15 protein-coding genes are annotated in these 16,722 nt (G+C 40.5%); all 15 read right to left on the bottom strand.

The window, feature by feature from the left end:
- Window positions 1-27: 27 nt before the first annotated feature.
- Window positions 28-1,371, bottom strand: a complete 1,344-nt coding sequence (locus HMPREF3057_RS06485; RefSeq protein WP_008284610.1) for a DEAD/DEAH box helicase — start codon at window positions 1,369-1,371, stop codon at window positions 28-30.
- 132 nt (window positions 1,372-1,503) lie between these two features.
- Window positions 1,504-2,319 carry an endonuclease/exonuclease/phosphatase family protein gene (locus HMPREF3057_RS06480; protein ID WP_070696935.1) on the bottom strand — a complete coding sequence of 272 codons (816 nt, stop codon included), beginning with the start codon at window positions 2,317-2,319 and terminating at the stop codon, window positions 1,504-1,506.
- A gap of 51 nt (window positions 2,320-2,370) precedes the next feature.
- Complete coding sequence (locus HMPREF3057_RS06475) at window positions 2,371-4,557, bottom strand: PTS transporter subunit IIBC (protein WP_083312818.1); 2,187 nt, start codon at window positions 4,555-4,557, stop codon at window positions 2,371-2,373.
- A gap of 219 nt (window positions 4,558-4,776) precedes the next feature.
- Window positions 4,777-5,703 (bottom strand): permease-like cell division protein FtsX, encoded by a 927-nt coding sequence (ftsX, locus tag HMPREF3057_RS06470; protein WP_000625554.1) that lies wholly within the window; start codon window positions 5,701-5,703, stop codon window positions 4,777-4,779.
- Complete coding sequence (gene ftsE, locus HMPREF3057_RS06465) at window positions 5,696-6,388, bottom strand: cell division ATP-binding protein FtsE (protein ID WP_000022272.1); 693 nt, start codon at window positions 6,386-6,388, stop codon at window positions 5,696-5,698. The genes ftsX and ftsE overlap by 8 nt, the downstream gene beginning before the upstream one ends.
- Before the next feature lie 17 nt (window positions 6,389-6,405).
- A protein-coding gene (gene prfB / locus HMPREF3057_RS06460) for a peptide chain release factor 2 (protein WP_239682731.1) occupies window positions 6,406-7,501 on the bottom strand; the annotation gives its coding sequence in 2 pieces (ribosomal slippage) (window positions 6,406-7,428 and window positions 7,430-7,501; 1,095 coding nt in all).
- A 110-nt stretch (window positions 7,502-7,611) separates the two neighbouring features.
- The gene (locus tag HMPREF3057_RS06455; RefSeq protein ID WP_000268645.1) at window positions 7,612-8,268 is read right to left on the bottom strand and encodes a CBS domain-containing protein; all 657 of its coding nucleotides are present in this window, start codon (window positions 8,266-8,268) and stop codon (window positions 7,612-7,614) included.
- A 152-nt stretch (window positions 8,269-8,420) separates the two neighbouring features.
- Entirely contained in the window at window positions 8,421-9,848 is a 1,428-nt protein-coding gene (locus HMPREF3057_RS06450) for a cytosine permease (RefSeq protein ID WP_049485407.1), read from the bottom strand.
- Between the two features lies 1 nt (window position 9,849).
- Window positions 9,850-10,035: a hypothetical protein gene (locus HMPREF3057_RS06445; protein WP_000859106.1), complete on the bottom strand. Its 186-nt coding sequence runs from the start codon at window positions 10,033-10,035 to the stop codon at window positions 9,850-9,852.
- A gap of 1 nt (window position 10,036) precedes the next feature.
- Window positions 10,037-11,815 carry a phosphotransferase gene (locus HMPREF3057_RS06440; protein WP_070696933.1) on the bottom strand — a complete coding sequence of 593 codons (1,779 nt, stop codon included), beginning with the start codon at window positions 11,813-11,815 and terminating at the stop codon, window positions 10,037-10,039.
- Between the two features lie 299 nt (window positions 11,816-12,114).
- Entirely contained in the window at window positions 12,115-12,825 is a 711-nt protein-coding gene (locus HMPREF3057_RS06435; RefSeq protein WP_000062207.1) for an ABC transporter ATP-binding protein, read from the bottom strand.
- Window positions 12,825-13,589 carry an ABC transporter ATP-binding protein gene (locus HMPREF3057_RS06430; RefSeq protein WP_001186014.1) on the bottom strand — a complete coding sequence of 255 codons (765 nt, stop codon included), beginning with the start codon at window positions 13,587-13,589 and terminating at the stop codon, window positions 12,825-12,827. The genes HMPREF3057_RS06435 and HMPREF3057_RS06430 overlap by 1 nt, the downstream gene beginning before the upstream one ends.
- Entirely contained in the window at window positions 13,589-14,545 is a 957-nt protein-coding gene (locus HMPREF3057_RS06425) for a branched-chain amino acid ABC transporter permease (protein ID WP_000856262.1), read from the bottom strand. Before HMPREF3057_RS06425 ends, HMPREF3057_RS06430 begins: the two co-directional genes overlap by 1 nt.
- Before the next feature lie 3 nt (window positions 14,546-14,548).
- Entirely contained in the window at window positions 14,549-15,418 is an 870-nt protein-coding gene (locus HMPREF3057_RS06420; RefSeq protein ID WP_000941413.1) for a branched-chain amino acid ABC transporter permease, read from the bottom strand.
- Between the two features lie 119 nt (window positions 15,419-15,537).
- Window positions 15,538-16,698 carry an ABC transporter substrate-binding protein gene (locus tag HMPREF3057_RS06415; protein WP_000726133.1) on the bottom strand — a complete coding sequence of 387 codons (1,161 nt, stop codon included), beginning with the start codon at window positions 16,696-16,698 and terminating at the stop codon, window positions 15,538-15,540.
- Between the last annotated feature and the right edge of the window lie 24 nt (window positions 16,699-16,722).

The following is a 16,722-nucleotide window of genomic DNA, read 5'->3' as shown; positions in this document are numbered from 1 at the left end:
GTAGAATCACCTGATTCTACTGAGTTTTTAAAATGTTTGGCGTTTAGCTTTACGCTCTGCACGGCCACGTGCGCGATTTTCAGCACGCTTGGTTTTGCGGCGTTTTTCATCCACCGCCCATTGAATCTTCTTCTTATAGCCTGGTTTGACTTTTTTCTTTTTCTTTTTGACCAAGCCAATCATTTCAATATCAAGCTTATCCTGCTTCTTTTCACGGTTGGCACGACGATCACGGTCATAGGTATCTTGAAACTCTCCGTCTTTGACCATCTTAGGAGTAAACTTGATTCCTAATTTCTCCAACTCACGGATATCCGAGTCATCGCTTGGCTGGTAAAGGGTAATAGCTGTACCAGGCAGTCCGTTGCGCCCAGTCCGTCCAACACGGTGAACAAAGAAGGACAAGTCTTGCGGAATGGCATCATTAATAACATGGCTGACACCTTCAATGTCAATCCCACGCGCTGCCAAGTCTGTTGCGACAATGTACTCAAAATCCAGATTTTTCACCTGATTCATGATCCGTTTGCGTTCACGAGGAGCAATGTCTCCATGAATCTTAGCTACCTTCAATCCTTGAGCAGTCAAGTAGGCATGTAACTCATCAGCACGCGTTTTTGTGTTAACAAAAATCATTGCCAAATAAGGCTGCATCAACTGAGTCAGCTGGTAAATTTGAGCATTCTTGTCGCGGCCCTTGGTCGAAATCAACCAATTATCAATCGTATCAGAAATGACTGTCTTAGTCTTGATTTTTTCCATGACAGGATTTGACAAGTATTTTTTCAAGAATGGTTGCAATTTTTGTGGAATAGTTGCTGAAAAGACCATGAATTGCAAGTCTTTTGGAAGGCTCCCTGCAATCTTATCAACGGTTTCCAAGAATCCCATATCCAAGGTCATATCCGCTTCATCAATTACAAAGGTCTTGGCCTTGTGAATAGCCAAATCACCAGATTTGACCAAGTCATAGATGCGACCTGGCGTTCCGATAACAATATGTGGTTGGTTGCTGGCAAGTTTTTCAATCTGACGCGCCTTATCCGTACCACCCACATAATTAACCACACGAACTTCGACATCTGAGTGAGCTGCAATCTGACGGGCTGCTTGGTAGATCTGAGTAGCCAACTCACGACTTGGTGCAGTAATGACCGCTTGCACACTATCGCTAGTTTCATCTAATTGCTGAAAAATGGGTAGTAAGAAAGTGTGGGTCTTTCCTGAACCTGTTTTTGACTCGCCCACCAAGTCACGACCTGCCAGTACAATAGGGATTAATTTTTCTTGTACCTCTGTCGGAGTTGTAAATTTTAACTCCTCCAAGGCTTCTACTATATAATTTTTAAATTGAAATTTCTTAAATGACATACTATCCTCGATTCTATCTTTTCAATTATACCATATTTTGTCCTATTGCAGTAGCCCCATTTGAGTCTCAGTCCTGTAGTAAAGATTCGAATAGATTAAAAAGTTGGAACTCTCTGGTTCCAACCTCTTTCATTATTTCCAGGTCAATACAGCATTCAAACCATAATGATCACTGACTTGTGGACTATTTTGTCCATCAAAAACTACTTGCAAACTCTCTACTTCTAACTCTTTGGTCGTAAAGACGTAGTCGATTCGTAATGGCTCGGTATTGCCTTTCCAGCCATCAATTTCTGGTGGAACGGTATAGCTACCACTTCTTTCTTTCGCAACTTCAAACGCGTCTTGTAATCCTAATGGGCTAGCTAAAATCGCTTGATAGCCTTCCTGACCAGCTGGATTATTAAAATCACCTGCTAAAATCAGAGGTTTGTTCAACTCTTTTAGTACAGCCTCAAATCGTGCCCATTCTTCTTGGAAACCTTTATCCCACCAAGAGAGATGAACGCTTGCAAGAGCCAGTTCCTTACCTTCAACCTCTGTCTCAGCCAAGGCAACACGGCGAGTATGGTAGTCCGTTGGATCATCTACATCTGATACCAAAATCTCACGCGCCTTAATAGGTGTTTTGGATAAGATTGCTACGCCTTCATGGTAGCGGTCATAGCCAATATGATTGTAAGCCCAAGTCCAGTAGTAGTCTTTCCCTTTCTCAGCCAATTTTTCAACCAGAAGTCGGACATAGTGATCCTGATGAATGGGTTCTGCTGATGGTAAAGCTTGATAGTGATTGTTAACCTCTCCCTCAGGCGAAGTCATTTCTTGATTGATTTCTTGGAAACAAATCAAATCATAGTCCTTATCTAGAATGTCTTGGAGTAAGATTTGGAATTTTTCCTCTGTTTCCTTCTCCATCCAACTGTGGGTATTGAGTGTTAGAAATTTCATGCTTTTCTCCTAAAACAAGAGGTTGGAAAACAGCTTCCAACCCCAAGTATATTACAATTCTACTTTAGCAACTGCTGTTTTAGCTGCAAGAGAACCTGTTTGTTCTAATTTAACTGATTTGAGGACATCACCATTTGTGAAGACAACCACTGTTGATGTTTTGCGTCCTGCTTCTCGAATAGCATCCAAGTCAGCTGTGACAAGAAGATCACCAGCGGCCACTTTTTGTCCTTCAGAGACATGAACAGTAAATGGTTTTCCTTCAAGACTTACTGTATCCAAACCAATATGAACAAGCACTTCAAGACCTGAGTCAGTGACAAGACCAAGAGCGTGTTTTGTTGGGAAGATACTTGATACAGTACCAGTAACTGGAGATACAATGTTGCCATTTGCTGGCTCTACTGCAAATCCATCACCCATCATTTTTTGAGCAAAAACTGGATCTTCCACTTGTTCCAAGGCAACAACTTGACCGTCAGCTACTGAGTAAACTTCCTCAGTTACACCTTTGAAATGGACAGTATTTTGTTGAGTTTCTGTCATTTGACTTGGAAGAGTTTCAGGAATTACTTCCCCTGAGTCAAGGATATCTTGGATATCAGATTTCAATACGTCAGCTTTTGGTCCGTAGATAGCTTGGACACCTTGTCCTTTCATGACAAGACCCATAGCTCCTTCTGCTTTCCATTGTTCCTCAGTACCAACGCGATCTGCGTCTTTAACAGTTACACGAAGACGAGTCATACATGCATCCACATCTACGATATTTGCACGACCACCAAGAAGGTTAATGATGTTTACGGCTTGAGAAGCTGCTGCAACTTTTGGAGTTCCAGGAGCTGCTTCTTCTGATGCTCCTTCAGCTGTTTCGTAGTTTCCGTTACGTCCTGGAGTTGCGTAGTTGAATTTCTTGATCATGAAGTTGGCAATGAAGTACATGATAACCGCAAAGAGAACAGTTACCCAGATAAAGTTAACGATATCCATACCAATACCAGCATTAATTGCCAATGGTGTACGAGTCAAGAATTCAATTGAACCGAATGAGTGGACACGAAGGTGAACAATATCTGCCATAGCAAAGGCAGCACCTTGAACTACTGAATAAACAAGGTAAAGCGGTGTTGCGATGAACATGAACATATACTCGATAGGTTCAGTAACCCCTGTCAAGAATGTTGCAAGGGCTGTCGCAATCATCATACCCTTGTATTGGTGTTTCTTGTCAGCATCAACATTGCGGTAGATAGCAACGATGACACCCATCAAGATACCAAATGAACCGATCATTTGTCCAACTTTGAAACGAGCTGGAGTGACTGTTGTAAGAAGGTGTTGGTATTGGTCAGCATTTGAACCTTTAAGGTTAACAAGGTCAGTTACCCATGCAAGCCAAAGTGGATCTTGACCAAATACTTGTGTTCCTTTTGCTGCACCAGTTAACACTTCGTATGTTCCACCAAGAGCTGTATAGTTCATTGGGATTGTCAACATGTGGTGAAGTCCGAATGGCAAGAGCAAACGTTCCAAAGTACCATACAAGAATGGTGCAAGGACTGGAGCAGTTTCTTGTGAGTTGGCAATCCAAATACCGAAGTTGTTGATACCTGTTTGAACTACTGGCCAAAAGGCAGCAAGTAGAATTGCAGCAATAGCTGAACGAAGAATAACGACGAATGGTACGAAACGTTTACCATTGAAGAATGAAAGGGCATCAGGAAGTTTACGGAAGTTGTAGTATTTGTTATAAGCTGTTGCCCCAACAAAACCAGAGATAATCCCTACGAAAACCCCCATGTTAAGAGCTGGTGCCTCAAGAACGCTGATAAAGTAGTCAGCAACCTTGATTGAACCACCAAAGAAGGTAGTAACCATTGCTTCAGGGTTTTTCAACATATCACCTGTAACACCGAAGATAGCACCTGTGATACGGTTAATCAAGATAAAGGCAAGTCCAGCTGCAAATGCACCACCTGCACGTTCTTTTGCCCAGCTTCCCCCAATAGCAAGGGCAAACAAGATATGAAGGTTACCGATAACCCCCCAACCAATTTGCTCAAGGATTCCACCTGTAATCACTAGAGGAGCAAGGTTTGGGTCGATCATCACGATTGATTTACCGATTGAGATCATCAATCCCGCCGCTGGCATAACGGCGATAACCACCATTAAAGCCTTACCGAATTTTTGCCAAAATTCGAAAGACAAGACATTTTTGAATGTAGCTTTCATCATTCAAATCTCCTTTATTTTATTTAGGCAAACGTTTTACGAAAACGTTTGCATTTGGTTATGTATTAATTATACCACTTTTATTTTTTTTGTAAAGGCTTTTATAAAAAAATTGTCTATTTTTTTTAATTTTTAAAAAGGAAAAAGAGAAGTTTACGAAAACTTCTCTTTTAAAAATGTATTATTTTTCTGATTTGTTCTGCAATTTGCATTTAAATCCAACTAGATCTTCAAGAATCGACGCATCGAAATCCCCGAACCAATTGAACCAATGAAAATTCCAATTATAAATAATAGGACTGTCATCAAAGGAATAAACACATCTGGTGTAATCATTGACAAGTTTTGACCTACCAAGGATTTATTGACCGATTGATAAACCATATTGTAAACAAAGAAAACAAGGACAGAAGGAATCGCTGCACCAAGCAAGCCAATAAAAGCACCTTCTAGCAAGAATGGACCACGGATGTAGCCATTTCTCGCTCCTACCAGACGCATAATCTGAATCTCACGACTACGTGAAATAATAGTGATACGAATGGTATTGGAAATGAGGAAGACTGCGATAAAAATCAAGAGCCCTGCAATAACCAATCCCCAAACACGGATAAAGGAAGCCAGTTCAAAAAGTCGTTGAGTGTTGGCTCCACCATCTTGAACCTCTGATACTCCCTCAATTTTCTTAGCTTCTTCAGCTACCGTTTTAACATCACTCGGAGAATTTGTATCAACGATATAAGCATCATAGAGAGGGTTTGCATCCCCTTCAAAGACCTTCCAATCGTCACCCATTGTTTCCGTTAGTTTTTCGTACTGTTCTTCTTTACTTGAGAAGGTAACACTCTTAACAGCAGGTATAGCTTTCAAAGCATCATAAACCTTGTGGTAGTCATTATTGGTAACTGTCTGACCTTCTTTTTCAATCGTTTCACTGTTATCAGCTACATCCTTACGAATGTATACCATGACCCGAACGTTGTTTTCAATATCGGTAGCCAGTTTTGCTGTATTAAAAATTACAGATGCAAACAGGGCAACGAGGGTCAAGGTAATCATAACCGAACTCACTGCTGCTACTGTCATCCAGCCATTTCGTTTTAAACTTTTTAATGATTCAAATAAATGGCGAAAAAATCTACTAATCATCGTATCCATATTCTCCTTTAGCTTCGTCACGAACGACACGGCCATTTTCAATGGCAATGACACGGTGGCGCAAGGTATTTACAATCTGGCTATTGTGGGTTGCCATCAAGACAGTAGTACCTTGGAGATTGATGCGTTCCAACAGATTCATAATTTCCCATGAATTATCTGGGTCCAAGTTTCCCGTTGGTTCATCGGCAATCAATACTTTAGGATTGTTGACAATCGCGCGAGCAATCGCAATCCGTTGCTGCTCTCCACCTGAGAGTTCATTAGGGAAAGAGCGAACCTTATGTTTCAAACCAACCAGGTCCAATACTTCCATAACACGTTTTTTGATATTGCGACGGCTCTCACCGATTACTTCCATTGCATAGGCAATATTCTCATAAACGGTCTTCTTAGGCAAAAGTTTGTAATCCTGAAAGACTACCCCGACACTACGACGTAGTAGTGGGACATCTTTCTTCTTAATTTTAACTAAATTAAAGCCTGCAACTGATAGGCTTCCTTTTTCGATCTTTACTTCACGATATAAAGCTCGAATAAAGGTTGACTTCCCTGCCCCAGAAGGTCCTACAATATAGGCAAACTCTCCTGGTTCAATGGTAACAGACACTCCACGCAGGGCAGTCGTTCCATTGTCATACTTTTTGACAACATCTCTCATTTCAATGATTGACATATGAGTTCCTTTCTATCTTAGCTGATTCGCCACTTGAGGTAGGCATCGATAAAACCATCAAGGTCTCCATCCATCACCTTATCTACCTGAGCAACTTCAAAGCTTGTACGGTGATCTTTTACCATAGTATAAGGCGTGAAAACATAAGAACGGATTTGGCTTCCCCATGTGATTTCTTTTTTCTCACCTTTAAGGGAATCAACTTCCGCAGCTTTCTTTTCTTGCTCCATTTGATAGAGCTTAGCCTGCAACATCTTCATGGCACGATCTCTATTTCCATACTGGGTACGATCGACCGTTGATTGGACGACAGTGCCCGTAGGAATGTGTGTCAAACGCACACCTGTTGAAACCTTATTGACGTTTTGTCCACCAGCGCCACCTGAACGGAAAGTATCCATTTTGATATCATCTTCACGAATCTCCACTTCGATGGTATCATCCAACTCAGGCATAACCTCTACGGATGTAAATGATGTATGGCGACGTTTGGCAGAATCAAATGGCGAAATACGAACCAAACGGTGAACACCCATTTCTGATTTAAGTAGGCCGTATGCATTGGGTCCTTCAAAAGACAAGGTCACAGACTTGATACCTGCTTCATCACCAGCCTGGTAATCCAAGACTTCTACTTTAAAGCCTTTGGCATTTCCATAACGAGTATACATACGAAGCAACATATCGCCCCAGTCCTGTGCCTCAGTACCACCAGATCCTGGATGGATTTCCAAGATTGCATTATTATGGTCATAAGGTTCTGACAAGAGAAGGGTCATCTCGTAGCTGGTCATCATCTTATCCAGTTCTGTCAACTGTTCGACCAGTTCATCATGGACTGACTCGTCTTCTGCTAAAAAGTCCAATAAAATCTCAACTTCATCCTGCAACTCTTCCATTTTACGGAAGGTGTTGTAGGTGTTTTTTAATTCATTTAATTCTTGCGACGTTTTTTGGGCCGCGATATTATCGTTCCAAAAATCAGGTTCTGTCATCTTGTTTTCCAAGATGGCAATCTCTTCCTCTAAGCCTTCGAGGTCAAAGAGACCCCCTAAAAGAAGATAATTTTTCACGATTTGCGTCAATTTTTTGACGAATTTCTGAAATGTCCATAGATACTCCTTTTCATATCGTTTTATTATACCATAATCTCTCATTTCTTTCCATATTTTGCTTTTCACCGCTTTTGATGGCAGAAGAAAAGAGGCTCTAAAGCCTCTTGTTTAAAGGACTTTGGCAGAGGTATGAGTGATTTCCTCCACTTGAATTCCTTCTTTTTCAAACTTATCCTTTAATGAAGTCAAATCGATTTTTCCATCAATTTGAACCTCGATGACGACCTTGCCATCCTTACGTGGAATGTTAACAGTATGGGAAATATTTAAATCCTCTTCTACAATTAGAGCTACAATTTTTCCCAGCACTCCGACTTCATTTTCTGTAATGAAACGAACACGAATTCCCTCTTCTCCGTATCCGGCGATTTCCAAGAAAGCCTGAAAAACATCGCGGTCTGTAATGACACCGTAGACCTGATGATTGTCTACGACTGGTAATATCCCAATTTTATTTTTCAGCATCAGGTAGGTCGCATCTTCTAAACTAGCATAGCCAGAAACCGTCACGACATCTCGAATCATTACATCTTTTACTTTGGTTTTATTCAGAAGATAATTCATCTCATAGATAGAGAGACTGGTTGCTTTAGATGGGCTGGCTTCCGCAATGGTTCCTTCTGTTACCAATCCGACTAATTGATCGTTTTCGATAACAGGTAAACGGTGCAAACCTTGCTCGCGCATCAAATCTGCTGCATGTGCTACAGTCGTATCTGGACTGATATAAACTACCTTACGGGTCATGAAATCTTTAACTGCCATGAGACTTCTCCTTCTATATTACTACTTTTATTATACACTTTCTTAGAAAATCTATCAAACGCTTTCATCTCTTTTTCAAGATTTTGAATAATCTGAGAAGTTTGCATAAAATGCCAGTGTAATTTAAAAGGGAACCGAAGTCCCCTCTATTCTTAAATCGTAACAGTGTCTCGATCTTTTATCATATAACGTTTCAGTGGGCTAAGACTAGCTAGCCAGTATAGTAGACCACCAAATAGCGCAGTAAATCCGCTACCAGTTGTGATTAAAAAGATTGGACTTTGAATTTGTGCAGTTACAGGGTTGTAGACAAAAAGTACCGCTACCAATAAGGAGATAAATACGCAAGACAAGCCAACTAAGTTAAATCCTTTAGTAAATTCGTATGCGTCATGCCCTTCAAGGAAATAGGCTGAACGCAAGTCGAGTTTTCGTTTTCTTAAGATAAAATAGTCGACAACAATCATACCAATAATTGGCCCCTGAATATAGGCAGCTAGGGAGATGAAGGATCCGAAATACTCTTCTACTCCTCCCCAGATAGTGAGTAGACTCACGTAAACCATGGCAATCCAAACCATTAGTTTATAGCTTACTTTGGGCATCCCACTTTTGACAATCATACAGTTCACGTATGATCCAGTCCCCTGAGTTCCAATATTAGCAAAGGCTACTAGTAGTAGACTTAAGAGAGCAAAGGCTGGGGTGCTTAGAGTTGATAGCATGGTTGTTGGATCACTTTCATACACACCTGTTTTGACAAACATGGCTAGAGCCATGACTCCACCTGTAGCAACGAAGAATGGAGCCACAACTCCGTATGATAAGGCTGTAGCCCAATAACCACTGCGTTCTGTTTTTGCTAAACGCGGTAAAACCAATGCCTGTGTAGACCAAGAGAAAGCAAAGGCAACATTTCCTTCTCCAGAGAGCATGAAGCGTTCTAATGGCGTCAAATCTCCTTGAGTGGCTGGTTGGATATTCATAATATCCGTTATAGGAACGGCGACAAAGCAGATTCCAACGATAATCAGACCGACAATCAATAAGGCGATAACCAAGAAGCGATTGGTCCATTTAATCACTTCCGGGCCTCCAAGAGCAATGAGAGTCCCAAGAAGAACACAGAGGGTACCAAGAATAGGCGCCCATACTCCCTTGTCCAAACCAAGACCAAAATTATTTGCCAAATGGATCATGGAACTGGCAAAAAGATTGGCCGCAACAGCATACCATCCAAAGTTAGCCAAGCTAATAATGGTTGATAACAGGGCTACACCTCTTTTTCCTAGAACGGCTCTCAACCAAATCCACAAATCAATTCCATACTTAACCGCAAATAAAATAGGAAGACATTCAATAAAGACCCAGATAATGTTAAAGCTAAAAATATTTATCAACATTTGATTAAAGGTCAAATATTGAGCTACATAAGCCCCTTGAGTATAACACCAAGTGGCAATGGCAAAACCACTTGTCGATAGAAAGAGATCCCAAAAAGAATACTGACGATCCTTATTGGTCATGGGTACAATTCCTGTTATGGTTTCTTGTTGGATATAGTCATTCATTTTAGACATATTATTGAATTCCTCCCATCATTGCTAAGATAATCAAAACAAGGTTGATTAGGACTATGGAGATGATTAAAATGAAATCACTTTTTAGGAAGGGTTGAACAAACTCGTAGTTTGGCGACTCCATTTCTTCCAATCTTCTCTTTGTTTCAGTTGATACTAATTCTTCAATTTCAGATGTCGTTTTCATCTCAGTTCTCCTCCAAATACAAGTCAAGGGCCAGTTGTCCATATTGTTTGGTATAGCGATACCAGATGTAAAGAAACTCACCGACTGGTTTTCCGACACTCTCCTGGAACAAAGCCCACAAGAACCAATAATATGAGGTCACTGCTACATAAGCCAAGTAGTGACGTTTGGTTTTCTTATCTGGTACTTCTTGTAGATACAATTCCAGTACTTTTTCAGCATCCTCTACGGTATAGTTGGAACACGCGATAAAGGTCCCCAAATCTCCTGCTGGCTCTCCCATTCCAGAATATTCCCAATCAATCAAGCTCATTTCGCCTGCTTCATTTAACAAAAAATTAGGACTATAGGAATCTCCATGACAAAGGACAACCTGTTTCGGATCATTCTGTAAATAATTTTTGAGAAGTGAGACGGTTTTATCCAGTTCCTCGAGACCATCAAACTCGAACCGATTTCTAGCCTTCAATTTTTCTCTAAAATCAATAATTCCTTCAAATTGGTCAAAGGAATGTTCCGTTTTTTCTCCAGATTGGTGTAATCGTCTCAAGAGGTCCATTGCTTGTGCCACATCATCCCAATTATCATAATCCAGTTGCTTAGCATTGGGAATAAACTCTGAAATCTTCCATCCCTCATCCTTGTTCATGGCTACGAAGGTACGGTCAATCTTTAATTTTGCAGCAATTTCCATTGAAGCTGCTTCACTAGCTCGGTCGATATAATTTTCCGTTCCCCTACCCGGATGACGGTAAACATATTTTTTCCCCAGACAGTCAAATAAAAATGATGTGTTGGTTAATCCATCTTTTAGTGGTTTGATATTGACAATATCTGAAGCCACACACTTTAATGTCTTACAGATATTATCAATAATGGCCGAATCTGCATTTACCAAATAACGTTCATCAAATTGACGGAGTTCATCTAGTGAATCAAATTCTTTAACAATATCCGCTGAATAGTGGCGGGCTTCTAAAAGGAGTTCCTTGACATGCCGACTATAGTAATCCTCCCAAAGCTGTTCCCGATAAGGTTCGTGCTTAAACTCGTTTTCTAAAATTTCCTTGAATTTCTCACTAAATGCACGGTCGAAATAAACGTGCCCCACCATAGCCCAAGTATTTTCTCCACCAATCTGGATATCAATGATGGTGTTATTCGAATCCTCTATAGCACAATATTCGTCCGTTTGACCTTCTGCAAATATCGTCGAGTAGTAACCTCTATAAATATATTGCTCAAAAGGATTTTCCACAAAATAATTATCTGATGAACAAATATAAGTGTTGGAAAGTTGATTTTTAACCAACATAAGAGACGAACAGTTATTATATTTGTAGTAATCATTATTTACTACAATTTTTATACCAAACTTCTCTGCAAGATAGAACATTTTTTCTTGTAAGTAGCCTACAGTAACGGTTATATCTTCTATTCCTGCTTCTTGCAGCTGTCTGATTTCCCTCTCTATCAAGCGTTCCCCCTTGACTTGAAGCAATCCTTTGGGAATCTCATAAGACAAAGGAGCAAAACGGCTACTCATGCCAGCAGCCATTATAATGGCATTTTTTACTCGATAGGGGTCTAAAACTTTCTGACCTAGTTCAGTTAAGTGAAGCTCCTCATCAACCCACTTCTCTTCTTTCAGTTTTTTCAATAATGTGTTGATTGTTCCTAAAGATAGGTCTAACTCTTCAGCTAACTGTCGCTGAGTAAATGTCTTTTCTTTATGTATCAACATAAAACGCAAAAGTTTAAATTGTTTTTCTGTTACCATTCTCAGTCCTCCTGTTCAATTTTCTCTTACTCATATTATAATATGAACAAAAATGACTGTCAATTCAAATAGGGAAACAATGAGTAAAAATTAAGGCCTTCTTCCCTTTCCTCAAAAAACATATAAATAAAAGAGCTCCTTATTCTGGAGCCCTGAAATATTTTATATTTTTGATAAGTAGTCGTATTAGGTGTCGCTTGGCTGCAATCCTTATCCGCCAACTAAAAAGGTCCCCCGGACTATAGAGGGATTGCGTGCGCAATCTCCATCCACAGCCTAAACTAGTCTCCCAGACTAGTTTAGCCACCTAGATATGCTTTTCTGACTTCATCTGATGCTGCGAGTTCTTTTCCTGTTCCTGATAGGACAATCTTTCCTGTTTCAAGTACATAACCACGATCAGAGATAGCAAGGGCCTTGTTAGCGTTCTGTTCAATTAGGAGAACTGTTGTTCCTTGCTTCTGAATATCTTGAATGATATCAAAAATTTCTTGGATAAAGATCGGGGCAAGTCCCATTGACGGCTCATCCAAGAGAAGGAGCTTAGGTGTAGACATGAGAGCGCGTCCCATAGCAAGCATCTGCTGTTCACCACCTGAAAGAGTTGCCGCATCTTGGTTTTTGCGTTCTTCCAGACGAGGGAAACGTGAAAAGACTTTTTTCAAGTTAGCTTGATTTTCTTCACGATTTTTCTTTAAAAAGGCTCCCATTTCTAAGTTTTCCATAACAGTCAAACCTGGGAAAACATGGCGTCCTTCAGGAACTTGTGAAAGGCCACCTGCTACAATTTTTTGAGCTGGCAACTTTTGAATTTCTTTTCCTAAAAACTGAATTTTACCAGCACTTGGACGAACCAAACCTGAAAGGGTACGAAGAATGGTTGTTTTACCAGCACCATTGGCACCAATCAAGGAAACAACTTCACCTTCATTAACCTCGAAACTTACATCACGAACTGCTTGGATCATACCATAATGCACAGAGAGGTTTTCAACTTTTAACATAGACATTAGGCTTCACCTCCTAGATAAGCTTCGATAACACGTTTGTTGTTCTTGATCTCATCCGGAGTCCCATGAGCAATCAACCGACCATATTCAAGAACATAGATACGCTCAGTGACTTCCATAACCAAATTCATGTCATGTTCGATAAGCATGATGGTAATTTTAAATTCATCTTTGATACGACGGATCAATTCTGTCAATTCAGCTGTTTCTTGTGGATTCATACCAGCTGCAGGTTCGTCCAAAAAGAGGATCTTAGGTTCAGTTGCCAGAGCACGAACGATTTCTAATCGACGTTGTTGACCATAAGCCAGATTCTTGGCAAGAGTATCTGCGTCACCATCCAAATCAAAGATCTTCAACAAGTCCAAAGCTTTGCTTTTTAATTCTTCCTCATTCTTATAAAAAGCTGGTAGGCGTAGGAAGCTCGCAAGGACATGTTGTTTATGATGATTGCTAAATGCAATCAAAACATTCTCCAAAACTGTCAAGTCCTTGAACAAACGAATATTTTGGAAAGTACGACTGAGACCAAGTGAAGCAATCTTATAGGGAGTTTTCCCATTTAGGAGGTGACCATCTAGTGTCACAGTACCTTCGCTTGGTTCATAAACACCGGTCAAGAGATTGAAAAGGGTTGTTTTACCAGCTCCGTTTGGTCCAATCAGACCAACCAATTCTCCCTCGTTCAATTCAAGAGTGACATCTCCAACAGCTGTTAGACCGCCAAAATGTTTGGTTAACTGTTTAACTTCAAGTAATGCCATTAGTTTTGTCCCTCCTTCTTCGATTTTTTAAAGAAACGTGATAGACTCAATTCCCATGTCCCAAGAAGTCCACCTGGTCTGAAAATCATGACCAATACAAGAGCCAAAGCGTAGATAATCATACGTACGCTTGCTACATCCTGAAGGAGCATATTTAAAATTCCTAAAACAATCGCTGAAACGATGGTACCAGTAATCGATCCAAGTCCACCAAATACAACGATAATCAACACATTGATGGAATTAATAAAGGTGTAATCTTTTGGGACGACAGAACCGATAAAACCAGCCTGAAGTGAACCAGCAATACTTGCTGTAATGGCACCAAAGACAAAAGCGATAATCTTGATCTTTGTAGTGTTTACTCCAACGGATTCAGCAGCAATCTCATCCTCACGAACAGATAGAGTAGAGCGTCCAATTGGACTACGTAAGAAGTTGAGAGTTGCAATAGTTGTAATCACTACAAAAAGATACACCATTTGCCAGTTGGTAAAGTTTGGAATACCCAAGATACCAGCGGCACCGTTGGTCAAACTTCCACCATTAATGATAAAGATACGAATGATTTCTGAAACGCCTAGTGTCGCAACAGCCAGGTAGTCACCCTTCAAACGGAGTGTTGGAATCCCAACGAGCAAAGCAACTGCACCAGAAATCAAGGCGCCCAAGACCATTGCTCCAAAGAAGGCACCATAGGTTGGTGATTTTGAACCAATAATCGCTGCTGCATAAGCCCCAATTGCCATAAAACCTGCATGACCGAGTGAGAATTGTCCTGAAAAACCAACTATTAAGTTCAAGCCTACTGCAAGGATGATATTAATCCCAATTTGTTCTAAAATTTGGACATGGAATAGATTGAGAACACCAGCAGAAACCAGTACACTAATCAATCCATAACCCGCTAACAGAAGGAATAACCAGAGAATATTTACTTTAAGATTTGTCTTCATTGTTTACACCTTCTCTTTCACATTCTTACCAAGGATACCCGCAGGTCGAACAATTAGAATCAAAAGCAAGATTCCATACACGATAGCATCACGGAAATCAGACATACCGAAGGCAGTAGCAAATGTTTCCAACAAGCCAATCACAAATCCCCCTAGAGCTGCACCAGGAATAATCCCGATACCACCGAGAACGGCCGCAACGAATGATTTTAGACCTGGAGTCACACCCATCAAAGGTTCAAGAGAGTTGTAGTAAAGGGCAATGAGAACACCTGCTGCACCAGCAAGGGCTGAACCCAAAGCAAAGGTAAAGCTGATTGTGCGATTTACATTAATTCCCATCAATTGAGCTGCGTCACTATCAACTGATACCGCACGCATGGCTTTCCCCATTTTTGTTTTTTGGACGATTAATTGCAATAAAACCATCAAGAGTACAGAAACTGCTAAAATCATCAATTGAACATTTGTCAAGCTAATTGGTCCCAAGTCAAAGCGGACTGTTTCAATTGCTTGAGGGAAGGCACGAGTATTAGCACCTACTAGATAAACCATTCCGTATTCCAGTAGGAAAGACACTCCGATGGCAGTAATCAATACAGCAATACGTGTAGAGTGTCGTAAAGGACGGTAGGCAAGAAACTCAATCACAACACCAAGCAGCGCAGTCCCTGCCATTGAAATAATTAAAGCTAAAAAGAAATCCATTTGGAAAGAATTAATCAAAAAGTAACCAATAAAGGCACCCATCATGTAAATATCACCGTGGGCGAAGTTGATGAGTTTGATAATTCCATAAACCATGGTATAACCCAGAGCCAAAAGTGCATAAACACTACCCAGAATTAAACCATTCACAAGTTGTTGGAGCATAGCATTCACTCTTTTCTATCCTTATTTTTTAGAAAATTTCATTATTTTCACAAGTTCATAAACACCGAAACAGGGAGTGAGTCAAAGGCTCATTCCCCATTTCAATTACTATTCTAATGTTATGGTTTTACAACTTCTGCTTCTTCAACTTTACCATTGTTCATGGTCATCATGTAAGCAGTTTTCACTGTATTGTGGTCAGCATCAAAGCTTGTCTGACCAGTTACACCATCAAAATCTTTGGTTTTAGCAAGGTTGTCCTTGATTTCACCTGAGTTTTTAGCACCTTTTGCAGCATTTGCTACTAGGTAAACTGAGTCATAGGCTAAAGCTGAGAATGTTGAAGGCTCTTCGTTGTATTTAGCACGGTATGCTTCAAGGAAAGCTTTAGCTTTTGCAGAAACATCAACTGTGGTGGAGAATCCAGAGATGAAGTAAATGTTTGATGCTCTTTCAGCAGTTGCTTGTTGAACAAATTCTTCACCGTTAAATCCATCACCACCAACGATTGGTTTATCAATTCCCATACCACGAGCTTGGTTTACAATTTTACCTGCTTCTGTGTAGTAACCTGGAACAACGATAGCATCAAACTCTTTGCCTTTCATTTTAGTAAGGGCTGCTTGGAAGTCTGTATCACCTGCTACAAACGTTTCATCTGCTACAATCTCACCCTTGTAGGATTCGCGGAATGATTTAGCAATACCTTTAGCATAGTCACTAGCGTTGTCAGTATAAAGAACAACCTTCTTAGCATTCAATTTGTTTGTTACATAGTTAGAGATAATCTTCCCTTGGAAGCTATCTTGGAATGTTCCGATAAATAGGTAATCTTGACCTTTAGTCAAACCGTCTTGAGTAGCACTTGGTGAAATCAATGGCACTCCAGCTTTAGTAGCGTTAGCTACAGCTGCAGCAGTTGCACCAGATGTCGCAGGTCCTACAATAGCTGCTACTTTTGATTGGGTAACAAGGTTTGTTGTAACAGAAGCTGCTTCAGCAGTTTCTGACTTGTTGTCTTTGTCTACAACTTCGATTTGTTTTCCATCAATTCCACCTGCAGCGTTGATTTCGTCTACGGCAAGTTGGGCACCTTTTTGTTCAGCTGTACCGTAAGCTGCCACAGCACCTGTCTCTTCAAAGTTAAAACCGATTTTAATTGTTTTTTCGTCTACTGGATTTCCAGTTGTGTTTGACGCTCCTGACTTGACCTCCCCACAGGCAGCAAGAAGAGCCACACTAGCAAGAGCCACAAAAGATAGGGCAAATTTTTTCTTCATTTTTAATCTCCTTATAGTTGTTTC

The sequence above is a fragment of the Streptococcus sp. HMSC072D05 genome (assembly GCF_001815805.1).
GTDB lineage: Bacteria > Bacillota > Bacilli > Lactobacillales > Streptococcaceae > Streptococcus.
The sequence above is the reverse complement of the archived record's forward strand: the minus strand, read 5'-3'. Positions and strand labels throughout refer to the sequence as shown.

Coding starts and splice junctions, on each gene's coding strand:
- HMPREF3057_RS06485 (WP_008284610.1), bottom strand. CDS start 1,371: ATGTCATTTAAGAAATTTCAATTTAAAAATTATATAGTAGAAGCCTTG.
- HMPREF3057_RS06480 (WP_070696935.1), bottom strand. CDS start 2,319: ATGAAATTTCTAACACTCAATACCCACAGTTGGATGGAGAAGGAAACA.
- HMPREF3057_RS06475 (WP_083312818.1), bottom strand. CDS start 4,557: ATGATGAAAGCTACATTCAAAAATGTCTTGTCTTTCGAATTTTGGCAA.
- ftsX (WP_000625554.1), bottom strand. CDS start 5,703: ATGATTAGTAGATTTTTTCGCCATTTATTTGAATCATTAAAAAGTTTA.
- ftsE (WP_000022272.1), bottom strand. CDS start 6,388: ATGTCAATCATTGAAATGAGAGATGTTGTCAAAAAGTATGACAATGGA.
- HMPREF3057_RS06455 (WP_000268645.1), bottom strand. CDS start 8,268: ATGGCAGTTAAAGATTTCATGACCCGTAAGGTAGTTTATATCAGTCCA.
- HMPREF3057_RS06450 (WP_049485407.1), bottom strand. CDS start 9,848: ATGTCTAAAATGAATGACTATATCCAACAAGAAACCATAACAGGAATT.
- HMPREF3057_RS06445 (WP_000859106.1), bottom strand. CDS start 10,035: ATGAAAACGACATCTGAAATTGAAGAATTAGTATCAACTGAAACAAAG.
- HMPREF3057_RS06440 (WP_070696933.1), bottom strand. CDS start 11,815: ATGGTAACAGAAAAACAATTTAAACTTTTGCGTTTTATGTTGATACAT.
- HMPREF3057_RS06435 (WP_000062207.1), bottom strand. CDS start 12,825: ATGTCTATGTTAAAAGTTGAAAACCTCTCTGTGCATTATGGTATGATC.
- HMPREF3057_RS06430 (WP_001186014.1), bottom strand. CDS start 13,589: ATGGCATTACTTGAAGTTAAACAGTTAACCAAACATTTTGGCGGTCTA.
- HMPREF3057_RS06425 (WP_000856262.1), bottom strand. CDS start 14,545: ATGAAGACAAATCTTAAAGTAAATATTCTCTGGTTATTCCTTCTGTTA.
- HMPREF3057_RS06420 (WP_000941413.1), bottom strand. CDS start 15,418: ATGCTCCAACAACTTGTGAATGGTTTAATTCTGGGTAGTGTTTATGCA.
- HMPREF3057_RS06415 (WP_000726133.1), bottom strand. CDS start 16,698: ATGAAGAAAAAATTTGCCCTATCTTTTGTGGCTCTTGCTAGTGTGGCT.